The following is a 12,874-nucleotide window of genomic DNA, read 5'->3' as shown; positions in this document are numbered from 1 at the left end:
CTAAAAAAACAGAGAGCCTTGAGGACTCTCTGCTGGTTAACATCAATCGATGCCTGAAAAGTTTTAGAGAATGCTGGTTCCCGTCATTTCGGCCGGTTGCGGAATTCCCATCAACGCCAGAATAGTCGGCGCGATATCGGCCAGTTTTCCATTGTTAATGGGCTTTTGATATTCATTATCTACCAGAATGCATGGCACAAGGTTCAGTGAATGGGCGGTGTTCGGCGATCCATCGTCATTCGACATGTAATCCGAGTTACCGTGGTCGGCGATGATAATCGACGAATAGCCGTGCGCCAACCCCGTTGTTACCACTGCCTGTACACATTGATCAACCGTCTCACAAGCTTTCACAGCTGCTTCAAAAACGCCGGTATGGCCTACCATATCAGGGTTAGCGAAGTTGAGACACACGAAATCCACTTCCTCCTTTTCCAGTTCAGGAACGATCGCGTCACGAATATCGAATGCCGACATTTCGGGCTGCAAATCGTAGGTCGCAACTTTCGGAGAAGGGCAAAGCAAACGACTTTCACCTTCGAAAGGTTTTTCGCGGCCTCCAGAGAAGAAGAATGTAACGTGTGGGTATTTCTCAGTTTCAGCAATGCGGATCTGCTTTTTACCGGCAGCTTCGAGCACCTCGCCGAGGGTATTGTTAAGATTGTCTTTATCAAAAATCACATCCACGCCTTTGAAAGTATCATCATAATTGGTCATGGTGATGTATTTCAAATTGAGCTTGTGCATATTCTGCTCGTGGAAATCCTGCTGTGTAAGTGCTTGCGTGATTTCGCGGCCGCGGTCTGTGCGGAAGTTGAAGCAAAGCACCACGTCGCCGTCCTGGATCAGCGCGAGCGGAGAGCCATCGGCATTGGTAGCGATGATTGGCGTAATGAATTCGTCGGTAACGCCTTCTTCATAGGAAGCTTGTACAGCTTTCAAAACGTCGGCCGCGGGCACGTGTTTGCCTTCCCCGTGAACCATGGCGTCGTAAGCCAGTTTCACGCGCTCCCAGCGCTTATCACGGTCCATTGCATAGTAACGGCCGGTAATGCTGGCAATACGCCCTGTGCTTTGCGCCATTGATTCGGTCAGCTCCGTGAGGAAGCCCAACCCGCTTTTGGGATCGGTATCGCGGCCGTCGGTGAATGCGTGCACGAATACATCGCTCAAACCACGGTCCGCGGCGATTTGGCAAAGACCTTTCAAATGATCGATGTGCGAATGCACACCGCCATCCGAAACCAGGCCGATGAAATGAACTTTCTTACCTTCGGCTTTCGCGTAGTCGAGTGCCTTCGCAAGCGCGGGCTCCTGTGCGAGCGTGCCTTCGGATACGGCGAGGTTAATCTTCACCAGATCCTGGTACACCACGCGGCCAGCCCCCAGATTGGTATGGCCTACTTCGGAGTTACCCATTTGTCCATCGGGCAAGCCGACGGCCAGACCACTCGCTTCGAGTTTGCTATGCGGGTATTTTTGAAGAATGGAATCGTAGAATGGGGTGTTGGCGGCCAGAATGGCGGAACGGTTTTCCTCGCCTGCTTTGGCGATCCCCCAGCCGTCCATAATAATGAGGATGACTTTCTTGCTCAATGTATTCTGAAATTAAGATGATATTTAAAAGAGTACAACCTACTCTTCCTTTTTACTTTCGACAGGCTGATTGTTTTCGTCTACAATCACATATACCTCTTCGTTGGGCCGGCGCATCATAAATTTCTCGCGAGCCCACTTTTCGAGCATTTTGGGATTCCCGAAAACCTCATTCCGCTCCTTCTTGACCTCTTTGATCTTCGTTTCAAGAATCGCCTTTTCTTTTTCGAGATCTTTCATTTTCATCCGGTTCGACATCACGACCCGGATGTTGTTATTGTCGAGGAACAGTATCCATATCAGCCACACGACGAACGTGGCGACATAGAAGTTCTTTAATGTGTGCAAAGACCAGAATGAATGGTTTTTCATATTGAAATACCCTTAAACAAGAACCGGAGCGCTGGGCTCCGGCTCTATATGGTTTGAATTAGAACTTCAATCCCGGGAAGTATGCGCTTTCGCCCAGTTCTTCTTCGATACGGAGAAGCTGGTTGTATTTCGCCATACGGTCAGAACGTGAAGCCGAACCGGTTTTGATCTGACCTGTGTTCAATGCAACCGCGAGGTCAGCGATGGTCGCATCTTCTGTTTCACCTGAACGATGCGACATAATGCTCTTATAGCTGTTGCGTTTTGCAAGGTTTACAGTATCGATAGTCTCAGTCAAAGAACCGATCTGGTTTACTTTCACCAATACCGCGTTAGCGATTTGTGATTCGATACCTTGTTGCAGACGGTTTACGTTCGTTACGAACAAGTCATCACCTACCAGCTGGGTTTTCTTGCCGATAGAGTCTGTAAGTGTTTTCCAACCAGCCCAGTCGTCTTCGTCCATGCCATCTTCGATTGAGATGATAGGGTATTTAGCCACCCACTGAGTCCAGTAGTCAGCCATTTCATCGGAAGTAAGTTTACGACCGTCTGATTTTTTGAAGTGGTACAGGCCATTTTCGTAGAATTCGGAAACAGCAGCGTCCATAGCGATGAAGATTTCTTCTCCTGGCTTGTAACCTGCTTTTTCGATAGCCTGAAGTACAACTTCGATAGCCTCTTCGTTCGATTTGATGTTTGGAGCAAAACCACCTTCGTCCCCTACGTTGGTTGAGTAGCCTTTGCTTTTCAAAACGGTTTTCAAAGTATGGAAAACTTCAACACCCATACGCAATGCCTGAGAGAATGTATCTGCTTTCGCGGGCATGATCATGAACTCCTGGAAGTCGATGGAGTTATCCGCGTGGCTACCTCCGTTCAGGATGTTCATCATCGGTACCGGCAATGTGTTGGCGTTGGTACCACCTACGTAACGGTACAATGGAAGGTTTGCTTCCTGTGCAGCAGCTTTCGCAGCGGCGAGGGAAACACCGAGGATAGCGTTTGCACCCAACTTCGCTTTGTTAGGTGTACCATCCAGTTCCAGCATAATTTTATCAATAAGGTTCTGCTCGAATACGGAGCAGCCGATCAGTTCAGGGAAAATGATGTCGTTTACATTCTCAACCGCTTTCAAAACTCCTTTTCCAACGTAAACGCTCTTGTCGTCATCGCGAAGCTCAACTGCCTCGTGCTTACCGGTAGAAGCTCCGGAAGGAACAGCAGCGCGTCCCAGATAACCATTCTCGGTACGAATATCAACTTCTATTGTAGGGTTTCCTCTTGAATCCAGAATTTGTCTTGCATGTACTGACTGAATCGTACTCATTTGCAGCTTGTGGTTTGATTAAAAATTGGAATATGGTTAACGGTACAAAATAACACAAAAAAATCGTCATCCATAAACCCGAAATCATTTTACACTAAATTTACAGGCTAGTCAACTACACCATTTACTATGAAATTAACCCGCATTCTGACCACCGCATTACTTAGCTTACCCCTTGCCTTACAAGCTCAGAAACAGCTCACTACCGATGAATTCGAAAAACAGCTGACGAAATCCGCCGACGCCCAGCTCCTGGATGTCCGGACACCCGAGGAGTATGGTGAAGGCCATTTGGCAAAAGCCGCGAACATAGATTATAAAAGTCCTGATTTCAAGGAAAAAATTGCAAAACTCGACAAGAACAAGCCTGTGTATGTATACTGCCTCTCCGGAGGAAGGAGTGCTGCGGCGGCTAACACATTGCACGAAAGCGGTTTTAAGGAAGTTTACGACATGAAAGGCGGCTATCTGAAATGGAATACCTCCGGCAAAGCCGTAGAAGGTGCCAACAAAGCCGGCGTGAAGGGCATGAGCTCAGCGGAATTTAACAAAATCATAAACTCCGAAAAGATTGTCCTGATTGACATTCACGCCAAATGGTGCCCGCCTTGTGTGAAAATGTTGCCTACTGTAACGAAGCTACAAAAGGAATATGCGGGTAAGGCCAAAATCGAAACCATCGCTTACGACCCGAATAAGGCATTGGTAAAGCAACTGGGCGTTGAAGAAATCCCTGCTTTTCTGCTTTACAAAAACGGGAAGCTCGTCACGCGCAAGAACGGTTTTATGGAAGAAAAGGAATTCCGTGCGTTGCTGGATGCGCAACTTTAAGTTTATATTAAAGTAAAATTAAAAAGTCCCTCTGCATTGCGCCGAGGGACTTTTTGCTATTATGCTTTGCTCGCTTCGAGCAATTTGATGAACTCGTCGAACAAATAACGTGAATCGTGCGGACCTGGCGATGCTTCCGGGTGGTACTGCACCGAGAATGCCGGGTAATCCTTTCTGCGGATACCTTCGATGGTCTTATCGTTCAGGTTAATGTGCGTAACCTCGATGTCCGGGTGGCTTTCAATCTCGTCGGGCTTCACAGCGAAACCGTGGTTTTGCGAAGTGATCTCGCAAAGACCGGTGATCAGGTTTTTCACCGGGTGGTTCAAGCCGCGGTGGCCGTGGTGCATTTTGTAGGTATTGATCCCACTCGAAAGTGCGAGCAACTGGTGACCAAGGCAGATACCAAATAGCGGCTTCGCTGTTTCCACCATTTGACCTACGTTTTCAACCGCGTAAGGCATTGCAGAAGGGTCGCCTGGGCCGTTCGAGATGAAGAAGCCGTCGGGGTTCCATTGCAATACCTCTTCGTAGGATGTCTTCGCCGGGAAAACCTTGCAATAGCAGCCTCTTGAAGTCAGGTTAAGTAGAATGCTTTTCTTGATACCATAATCCATCACGGCAACGCGGAATTTGGCAGTCGCCTCATCGCCCATAAAGTAGGGTTCCTCGGTTGTTACTTCGGAAGAAAGCTCCAATCCGTCCATGGAAGGGATTTTCTTCAATTCTTTCATAAGCTCTGCTTCGTCGAGAATTTCGGAAGAGATAATAGCGTTCATTACACCCTTTTCACGCACGTGACGCACGAGGTGACGTGTGTCGACATTGCTGATACCAACGATGTTTGCTCTTTCGAAATACTCTTGCAGAGAGAAATCAGCGGTGTCGCGTGAGTAGATCTGTGAGAATGTGTTACAAACCATCCCGCGGATCTTAACCGAGCCAGATTCCTCTTCGTCTTCCAGCTGCACCCCGTAATTACCGATGTGCGAATTGGTGTTGACGATGATCTGACCGTAATAGGAAGGGTCTGTGTAGATTTCCTGGTAGCCCGTCATGCCCGTGTTAAAGCAAATTTCGCCACCGGTGGTTCCACTTTTACCCAAAGCGAGTCCTTTGTATGCTGTTCCGTCTTCTAGCAACAACAGAGCTTCCTTTTTCTGATTCATATTATGGTTTAATCTGTTTTCCGGGCTGTTTTACGCCATTTCGAGGCAGCCGGTTCAATTTTGGTGCAAAAATACGATTTTTCACTCATAAAAAAGGGTTAAACGAGACCGTTCAACCCTTTTCATATATTTCAATTTCCGATTTCCAAACTATTCTTTTTCAGTTTCGCCTGGTGTTTCTTCTGTTTTCGGAGCTTCTTCCTCAGCAGGAGCCTCAGTTTCCGCTACGATCGGATGATCTTCTTTCTTAACCGGAGCGGCTTCAACAGCGCCCTCCGCTTTCTTACCACCTCTTCTGCTGCGACGAGTCTTAGCAGGTTTGTCGGCATTGGCAAGCAACAGTGCATCGTTGAAATCAACCAGCTCGATCAGCGCAGTTTCAGCCGCGTCACCCAAACGGTTACCCAGTTTGATGATACGAGTGTAACCACCCGGACGAGATGCGATTTTGTCTGAAACGACACCGAAAAGTTCCTTGGTAGATTCTTTGTCGTTCAGGTAAGAGAATGCTATCCTTCTGTTGTGGGTAGTATCTTCTTTCGCACGAGTCAGCAGAGGCTCAACGAACTTGCGAAGTTCTTTTGCCTTAGCCAGGGTTGTTTCAATTCTTTTGTGAAGGATCAAAGAGGAAGCCATGTTTGAGAGCATCGCCTTGCGGTGTGATGCGGTTCTTCCTAAGTGATTGTCCTTTTTACCGTGTCTCATTGTTTTGTTGTTTAGTTGCTTCGAGCGGCGCGGTTAGCGCGCTACAGAATACATACTTATGATGGAATTTAATTAATCCTCGTCCAGACGGTACTTCGACACGTCCATTCCAAATGTGAGCTGTTTGTCGGCTACGAGTTGTTCCAACTCAGTGAGTGACTTCTTACCGAAGTTCCGGAATTTCATCATATCAGAAATTTCGAGTCTTACCAGGTCACCCAAAGTTTTCACATCTGCAGATTTCAAACAGTTGTAAGCGCGTACTGAAAGATCCAGTTCAGACAATGAAGTCTTCAACAGCTTTCTCATACGCAGCATTTCCTCATCAACCTGATTGTCTTCTTCTGCTTTCTGCTTCTCAAATGTCATTGTTTGATCAGAGAACAGCATGAAGTGTTGGATCAGAATATTGGCAGCGCCTTTCAATGCATCTTCCGGGTGGATTGAACCATCGGTTTGGATGTCGATCAAAAGACGTTCGTAGTCGGTACGCTGTTCAACACGCGTGTTTTCAACGCTGTATTTCACATTTTTGATAGGCGTATAAATCGAGTCTACTGCGATGTAGCCGAACGGAAGCTCATTAGCCCGTGGTTCGTCTGCCGGCACGTAGCCTCTGCCTTTATCCAGGAGAAGTTCCATTTCGAACTCCTTCTGGTCATCTATATGGCAAATGACCTGATCCGGATTCAATACCTCGAATGCGCTTGTAAACTTGCCAATGTCGCCGGCAGTGATGACGGAGACATTTTTAAGGTTTACTACGATCCTACTCTCACTCAGGTCAGAAACTTTTTTAAAACGAACCATTTTCAGGTTCAGGATGATTTCCGTAACATCCTCAACTATACCTTCGATAGAAGAAAATTCGTGAAGTACGCCAGGGAACTTCACACTCGTGATGGCATAGCCTTCCAAAGATGAAAGGAGAATCCTACGCAACGCATTACCAATGGTTACGCCGTATCCTTTCTCTAAAGGCTTAAACTCAAACAACCCGTGAAAGTCGTCTGCTTTCTCCATGACGACCTTATCAGGCATTTGGAAAGCTAATATTGACATAGTCCTTGCTCCTTTTATAGTAGTAAATGATAGTTGATCACGCTACCTTACCTTTGCGATCGCAAAATTGTGCTGTTGCCAGCAAAAAAAGCACTACCCCGGATATCCGGGGAGTGCATGTAATATGAAGATTATTATTTAGAATACAATTCAACGATCAGCTGTTCGTTGATGTTTTCTGGAATTGACTCGCGGTCCGGGAAAGAAATAAACTTGCCAGAAAGTTCCTGACCGTTCCATTCCAACCAGCTGAAACCTTTTGAACTATGTCCTGCAAGGCTATCGGTTACAGCTTCAAGAGATTTTGATTTCTCACGAACGGTAACAACCTGGCCTGGACGCAATGAATAAGATGGGATGTTTACTACTTCACCGTCAACCAGGATGTGCTTGTGCGAAACTAGCTGGCGGGCAGCACGACGTGTAGGAGCGATACCCAAACGGTAAACTGTGTTATCCAGACGTGCTTCACAGAATTTCAATAGGTTTTCACCGGTGATGCCGTCTTTTACAGAAGCTTTCTCGAACAAGCTACGGAATTGTCTTTCAAGAATACCGTAGATGAATTTCACTTTTTGTTTCTCAGCCAATTGCAGAGCGTACTCTGACTTCTTTGACCGACGACCCTTTCCGTGCATTCCCGGAGGGTAATTTTTCTTTGCAAGCGCTTTGCTTGGGCCCATAATGGGCTCTCCGTAACGTCTTGCGACTTTGGTTTTGGGACCTGTATAACGTGCCATTAAAACTATTTGTTTACTAAATTGATAAAAACCATTCTGTAACCCCAGTGTCCAAATTACGAATGGGTACCTTCCGGTACTAACTAATTACTATACTCTACGACGTTTTGGAGGACGGCATCCGTTGTGCGGAAGCGGAGTGATGTCACGGATAGTGGTCACTTCGATACCTGCATTCTGGATCGTACGGATCGCCGACTCACGGCCTGATCCCGGTCCTTTAACGAAAACCTCTGCTTTACGCATTCCGAGGTCGAACGCAACTTGTGCAGCGCTCTGTGCAGCAGTTTGTGCTGCATATGGAGTGTTCTTCTTAGAACCACGGAATCCCATTTTACCGGCAGAACCCCAAGAGATAACTTGTCCGTTGCTGTTGGTAATCGAGATGATGATATTATTGAAAGAAGCTTTGATGTGAACCTGACCAACAGGCTCGACAACAACCACTCTCTTTTTTGCTTTATCTTTTCTTTTATTCTGTGCCATTGCTCTTGGAATAAGTTGTGGATCACTCCACCGCTCACTTTATTATTTAGTAGCCTTTTTCTTGTTCGCGATAGTTTTGCGTTTACCCTTACGAGTACGTGAGTTGTTTTTCGTTCTCTGACCACGCAAAGGCAATCCTTTACGGTGACGGAGGCCACGATAACAAGCGATATCCATAAGACGCTTAATGCTCAACTGAACTTCGGACTTGAGAGCGCCTTCTACTTTATATTCCCCAGCAATAACCCCACGGATCGCACCAGACTCTTCGTCGGTCCAGTCGATCACTTTTTTATTCAAATCAACACCTGCCTTTTCGAGGATTTTCTTAGCCGAGCTACGGCCGATCCCGAAAATATAAGTCAATGAGATTTCGCCTCTTTTGCGATCTGGAATGTCTACTCCTGCAATACGTGCCATAATTATTATCCTTGTCTTTGTTTATACCGTGGGTTCTTCTTGTTAATAACGTACACTTTACCCTTCCGGCGGATAACCTTGCAGTCCTCGCTGCGCTTCTTTACTGATGCTTTGACTTTCATCTGATTAAACTAAGTGTTAATTTAAGGTAATCGATCCCCTTACTTGTACCGATATGTAATCCGGGCTTTCGATAGGTCGTAAGGAGACATTTCCAGCTTTACTCTGTCGCCCGGCAATATTTTGATATAGTGCATTCTCATTTTACCTGAGATATGCGCTATCACTTCATGCTTATTCTCTAATACAACACGAAACATTGCGTTTGACAATGCTTCGAGAATTACTCCGTCTTGTTCGATTGATGCTTGTTTTGCCATTCGTAGCGTTTGTTACTGTACTTCAACCATAAGGCTGGTATTGGCCGTCACTTTTTCAATGTAATCGAATGTTGTCAGAATTTCAGCCTTTCCTTTTCTCACAACCACGGTATGTTCGAAATGCGCGGAATACTTTCTATCGTTGGTCCGGATCGTCCAGCCGTCGCGCTCCTGCACTACTGCTTTCGCTCCCAGGTTGATCATCGGCTCGATAGCAATAACCATACCTTCTCTCAACCGTATTCCTTTGCCCCGTTTTCCGTAGTTTGGTACTTCCGGAGCTTCGTGCAGATCCCTGCCTACTCCGTGTCCTACCAATTCCCTCACCACTGTATAGCCACGGTCTTCAACATAACTCTGAACCGCATGGCCAATATCTCCGATCCGAAGGCCATCTACCGCTTGCTCGATACCCTTGTACAGGGATTTCTTGGTTGCGGTAAGGAGGTTCATCACCTCTTTGGAAACCTCTCCCACCGGGTAAGTGTATGCGCTGTCGCTATGATAGCCATTCAGCTTAACCCCGCAGTCAATAGAAACGATGTCCCCCTCTTTTAGCACGTAGCCCCCGGGAATCCCGTGGACTACAACTTCATTAACCGATATACAAAGAGAGGCCGGAAATCTATTGAATCCCTTGAATGAAGGGATCCCACCATTATCTCTGATATACTCCTCAGCAACTGCATCCAACTTTCCAGTTGTAACACCCGGTTTTACCCAGGTCGCTACTTCTGCGTGTGCTTTGCCGAGCACCTGAGCACTAACCTTTATCAGGTTGATTTCCTCTTCTGTTTTAAGATAAATCATTTCAGATTGCTACGCTCTCGGTACGTCCTTTTACACGTCCCGACTTCATCAAACCTTCGTAGCGACGCATCAGCAAGTAGCTTTCAACCTGTTGCAAGGTATCCAGAACCACACCTACCATGATCAGCAATGAAGTTCCTCCGAAGAAGTGAGCAAAGTCAGTCGAAATTCCCAAAAGGCTTGCGAATGCAGGCAAAGTAGCAACTACTGCCAACATCAATGCGCCTGGGAAGGTGATACGGTCTAGCACAGAGCTGATGTACTCAGATGTTTGCTGGCCTGGTTTTACACCCGGGATAAACCCGCCTCCACGCTTCATATCATCAGCGATCTGCTGAGGGTTTACCGAAATTGCGGTATAGAAGAACGTAAATACAATAATCAATACTGCGAACAGGAGGTTGTACTGCCAGGTTGTGTAGTTAGCAAAAATCGTTGCTACGTTGCTGGCAAAATCACTTTTCTCAGCGAAGTAAGACGCACCCAGTGAAGGGATGAACATCAGAGCTTGAGCAAAAATGATCGGCATTACACCCGCTGCATTCAATTTCAATGGAAGATATTGACGCTGACCACCCATTACACGGTTACCTACCACCTGCTTAGCATACTGGATAGGAATACGGCGAACAGCTTGAGTCAACATTACCGCACCCATAATCACAAAGTACAAGGCAACGATCTCCAATACGAACACAAGAACCTGGCCGCTACCTCTTGATACGAACTCTTTGTAGATCGCACCAGGGAAACGCGAAACGATACCGATCATGATCAGCATCGAAATACCATTACCGATACCCTTGTCTGTGATCCTTTCACCGAGCCACATACAGAACATTGTACCCGCTGTCAGTACGAATACTGAAGAAACGGTGAACATGCTTCTGGAAACCAGAAGAGCCTCGTCAGGTACAGTGGTATTCAAATACGCAGTACCTTGAACAAGTGTAACAACGATAGTCAGAACCCGGGTAATTTGGTTCAGCTTTTTACGGCCTGATTCTCCCTCTTTCTGCATCTTCTGGAAATATGGCAGCGCCATAGTCAACAGCTGGATTGCAATGGAAGCGGAAATGTAAGGCATGATACCCAACGCAAAAATGGACGCTTTGCTAAAAGCGCCACCTAAGAAAGTATCCAGCAACCCCAACAACCCTGCGGAGGATACATTCATTTGATCAGGTTCAACACCTGGCAACGCAACGTAAGACCCCAACCGGAAGATCGTTATAAACAAAAGAGTGTTGAGAATACGTGTTCTCAACTCCTCAATCGCAAATATGTGTTTTATAGTCTCTAAAAATCGTTTCATCTTCTGGGCTTACAACGCTCTGTTCAAAGTAAACAAATTCTGTCGGGTATCGCAGCTAAATTACAATTTAACTGCTTTACCACCTGCCTTCTCGATCGACTCGATAGCCGAAGCAGAAAACCCATGAGCCTGAACTTCAACCGCAGAAGTAATTTCGCCACGGTTAAGGATCTTAACCAAGTCGTTCTTCGCGCTGAGACCATTTTCACGAATCAGATCCAACGTTACTACCGCAGCTCCGGTTTTTTCGACCAACGCCTGGATTGCATCCAGGTTCAACGCCTTGTATTCAACGCGGTTGATGTTGTTGAAACCGAACTTAGGCAAACGTCTTTGAAGAGGCATCTGACCACCTTCGAAGCCCAGCTTACGGCTGTAACCTGAACGCGACTGCGCTCCTTTGTGTCCACGTGCAGCAGTGCCTCCTTTTCCGGAACCCTGGCCACGTCCAACCCGCTTTCCTACCTTAACGGAACCAGCAGCCGGTTTTAATGAACTTAAATTCATACTATTCGTATATTAAATTTCTTCAACTTTAACCAAGTGGCTTACCTTGCGGATCATTCCCGCGATGGCATCGCTGTTTTCTTTCTCAACAGACCGGTTCAGTTTACCAAGACCCAACGCTTTGATCGTTAGCTTTTGCTTCTCAGGGCGGTCAATTGTGCTTTTAACTTGTGTAATACGTACTTTTGACATGATTACTCTCAGATTGAGGATAATCCCGAAGGATTATCCGTTGAATACTTTTTCCAATTTAACGCTGCGTTGGAAAGCAACCTGATGCGGAGCTCTCATTTTCAAAAGAGCGTCAATTGTAGCCTTGATTACGTTGTGCGGGTTCGAAGAACCTTTGGATTTTGCAAGTACGTCTTTGATACCTGCACTTTCCAATACCGCGCGCATCGGGCCACCCGCCAGTACCCCTGTACCAGGAGCAGCCGGCTTGATCAGAACGAAACCGCCGCTGAACTTACCTTCCATTTCGTGAGGAACGGTATGTTTAAGCATAGGAATTTGGATCAGGTTTTTCTTAGCATCGTCAATTCCTTTGGCAATCGCGTCAGTTACCTCATTGGCTTTGCCCAATCCGTAACCTACAACTCCGTTTCCGTCTCCTACTACCACAATGGCAGAGAAGGAGAAACGACGACCACCTTTTACTACTTTTGCTACCCGGTTGATCGCTACAACGCGCTCTTTCAGGTCTGATTCGTTAACCTTTGAAGGTCTTGTATTTGTAGACATAGTCTTTGTTATACTTAGAATTTCAGGCCACCCTCACGAGCTCCGTCGGCCAATGCTTTTACCTTACCGTGATACAAATATCCGTTACGGTCGAAAACCACTGCCTGGATACCTGCTTCCTGCGCTTTCTCAGCGATCTTTTTACCTACCTGGGCAGCAACTTCAACGTTTGCGTTTTCTTTTCTGCCTCCCAGTTCTACCGATGATGCACTTGCAAGGGTAATCCCTTTAATGTCATCGATAATCTGAGCATATATGCTTGTGTTCGAACGGAAGACTGATAGTCTCGGACGTTCTGCGCTTCCCTTCACCCGCTTACGGATGTGAAGTTTAAGGCGTGTTCTTCTATCTGCTTTTGCGTTAGCCATCTTAAATCTTATCTTACTTGTTTATAACATTGATCGGTGGCT

Annotated in this window: 18 protein-coding genes; 1 reads left to right on the top strand and 17 read right to left on the bottom strand. The window is 46.5% G+C overall.

What is annotated here, in order from left to right:
• Window positions 1–63: 63 nt before the first annotated feature.
• The 3 genes from gpmI to eno are packed head-to-tail and all read right to left on the bottom strand — an operon-like array spanning window position 64 to window position 3,298.
• On the bottom strand, window positions 64–1,596 hold the full coding sequence (gpmI, locus tag ACQ4MZ_RS08670; protein ID WP_430844323.1) for a 2,3-bisphosphoglycerate-independent phosphoglycerate mutase: 1,533 nt from the start codon (window positions 1,594–1,596) through the stop codon (window positions 64–66).
• Window positions 1,597–1,635: 39 nt separating this feature from the next.
• Window positions 1,636–1,968, bottom strand: a complete 333-nt coding sequence (locus ACQ4MZ_RS08665) for an FtsB family cell division protein (protein ID WP_430844321.1) — start codon at window positions 1,966–1,968, stop codon at window positions 1,636–1,638.
• A gap of 58 nt (window positions 1,969–2,026) precedes the next feature.
• Window positions 2,027–3,298: a phosphopyruvate hydratase gene (eno, locus tag ACQ4MZ_RS08660; RefSeq protein ID WP_430844319.1), complete on the bottom strand. Its 1,272-nt coding sequence runs from the start codon at window positions 3,296–3,298 to the stop codon at window positions 2,027–2,029.
• A gap of 129 nt (window positions 3,299–3,427) precedes the next feature.
• On the opposite strand from eno, the gene ACQ4MZ_RS08655 reads away from it, so the two are divergent.
• Window positions 3,428–4,129, top strand: a complete 702-nt coding sequence (locus tag ACQ4MZ_RS08655) for a rhodanese-like domain-containing protein (protein ID WP_430844317.1) — start codon at window positions 3,428–3,430, stop codon at window positions 4,127–4,129.
• A gap of 59 nt (window positions 4,130–4,188) precedes the next feature.
• Here ACQ4MZ_RS08655 and carA read toward each other — a convergent pair whose 3' ends face one another.
• From carA to rplR, 14 genes are all read right to left on the bottom strand, one after another.
• The gene (carA, locus tag ACQ4MZ_RS08650; protein ID WP_430844315.1) at window positions 4,189–5,298 is read right to left on the bottom strand and encodes a glutamine-hydrolyzing carbamoyl-phosphate synthase small subunit; all 1,110 of its coding nucleotides are present in this window, start codon (window positions 5,296–5,298) and stop codon (window positions 4,189–4,191) included.
• A gap of 150 nt (window positions 5,299–5,448) precedes the next feature.
• A complete protein-coding gene (rplQ, locus tag ACQ4MZ_RS08645; protein WP_430844314.1) occupies window positions 5,449–6,003 on the bottom strand; it encodes a 50S ribosomal protein L17 in 555 nt (184 codons plus the stop codon).
• A 72-nt stretch (window positions 6,004–6,075) separates the two neighbouring features.
• Window positions 6,076–7,065 carry a DNA-directed RNA polymerase subunit alpha gene (locus tag ACQ4MZ_RS08640; protein WP_041735400.1) on the bottom strand — a complete coding sequence of 330 codons (990 nt, stop codon included), beginning with the start codon at window positions 7,063–7,065 and terminating at the stop codon, window positions 6,076–6,078.
• A gap of 134 nt (window positions 7,066–7,199) precedes the next feature.
• Complete coding sequence (rpsD, locus tag ACQ4MZ_RS08635; protein WP_430844312.1) at window positions 7,200–7,805, bottom strand: 30S ribosomal protein S4; 606 nt, start codon at window positions 7,803–7,805, stop codon at window positions 7,200–7,202.
• Window positions 7,806–7,895: 90 nt separating this feature from the next.
• Window positions 7,896–8,291, bottom strand: coding sequence for a 30S ribosomal protein S11 (gene rpsK, locus ACQ4MZ_RS08630; protein ID WP_015813813.1), 396 nt, complete (start codon window positions 8,289–8,291; stop codon window positions 7,896–7,898).
• A 42-nt stretch (window positions 8,292–8,333) separates the two neighbouring features.
• Window positions 8,334–8,711 (bottom strand): 30S ribosomal protein S13, encoded by a 378-nt coding sequence (rpsM, locus tag ACQ4MZ_RS08625; protein WP_353722165.1) that lies wholly within the window; start codon window positions 8,709–8,711, stop codon window positions 8,334–8,336.
• A gap of 5 nt (window positions 8,712–8,716) precedes the next feature.
• On the bottom strand, window positions 8,717–8,833 hold the full coding sequence (gene ykgO, locus ACQ4MZ_RS08620; protein WP_015813811.1) for a type B 50S ribosomal protein L36: 117 nt from the start codon (window positions 8,831–8,833) through the stop codon (window positions 8,717–8,719).
• Between the two features lie 39 nt (window positions 8,834–8,872).
• Window positions 8,873–9,091: a translation initiation factor IF-1 gene (gene infA / locus ACQ4MZ_RS08615; RefSeq protein ID WP_015813810.1), complete on the bottom strand. Its 219-nt coding sequence runs from the start codon at window positions 9,089–9,091 to the stop codon at window positions 8,873–8,875.
• Between the two features lie 12 nt (window positions 9,092–9,103).
• On the bottom strand, window positions 9,104–9,901 hold the full coding sequence (map, locus tag ACQ4MZ_RS08610) for a type I methionyl aminopeptidase (RefSeq protein ID WP_430844309.1): 798 nt from the start codon (window positions 9,899–9,901) through the stop codon (window positions 9,104–9,106).
• A 1-nt stretch (window position 9,902) separates the two neighbouring features.
• On the bottom strand, window positions 9,903–11,216 hold the full coding sequence (gene secY, locus ACQ4MZ_RS08605) for a preprotein translocase subunit SecY (protein WP_430844308.1): 1,314 nt from the start codon (window positions 11,214–11,216) through the stop codon (window positions 9,903–9,905).
• Window positions 11,217–11,276: 60 nt separating this feature from the next.
• A complete protein-coding gene (gene rplO / locus ACQ4MZ_RS08600; protein ID WP_015813807.1) occupies window positions 11,277–11,723 on the bottom strand; it encodes a 50S ribosomal protein L15 in 447 nt (148 codons plus the stop codon).
• Window positions 11,724–11,735: 12 nt separating this feature from the next.
• The gene (gene rpmD, locus ACQ4MZ_RS08595; RefSeq protein WP_015813806.1) at window positions 11,736–11,915 is read right to left on the bottom strand and encodes a 50S ribosomal protein L30; all 180 of its coding nucleotides are present in this window, start codon (window positions 11,913–11,915) and stop codon (window positions 11,736–11,738) included.
• Window positions 11,916–11,948: 33 nt separating this feature from the next.
• Window positions 11,949–12,464 carry a 30S ribosomal protein S5 gene (gene rpsE / locus ACQ4MZ_RS08590; RefSeq protein WP_015813805.1) on the bottom strand — a complete coding sequence of 172 codons (516 nt, stop codon included), beginning with the start codon at window positions 12,462–12,464 and terminating at the stop codon, window positions 11,949–11,951.
• Window positions 12,465–12,478: 14 nt separating this feature from the next.
• Window positions 12,479–12,832 (bottom strand): 50S ribosomal protein L18, encoded by a 354-nt coding sequence (rplR, locus tag ACQ4MZ_RS08585; RefSeq protein WP_106594292.1) that lies wholly within the window; start codon window positions 12,830–12,832, stop codon window positions 12,479–12,481.
• Between the last annotated feature and the right edge of the window lie 42 nt (window positions 12,833–12,874).

Origin of the sequence: Dyadobacter sp. BHUBP1, from assembly GCF_050587785.1 — a bacterium.
Taxonomy (GTDB): domain Bacteria; phylum Bacteroidota; class Bacteroidia; order Cytophagales; family Spirosomataceae; genus Dyadobacter.
The sequence above is the reverse complement of the archived record's forward strand: the minus strand, read 5'-3'. Positions and strand labels throughout refer to the sequence as shown.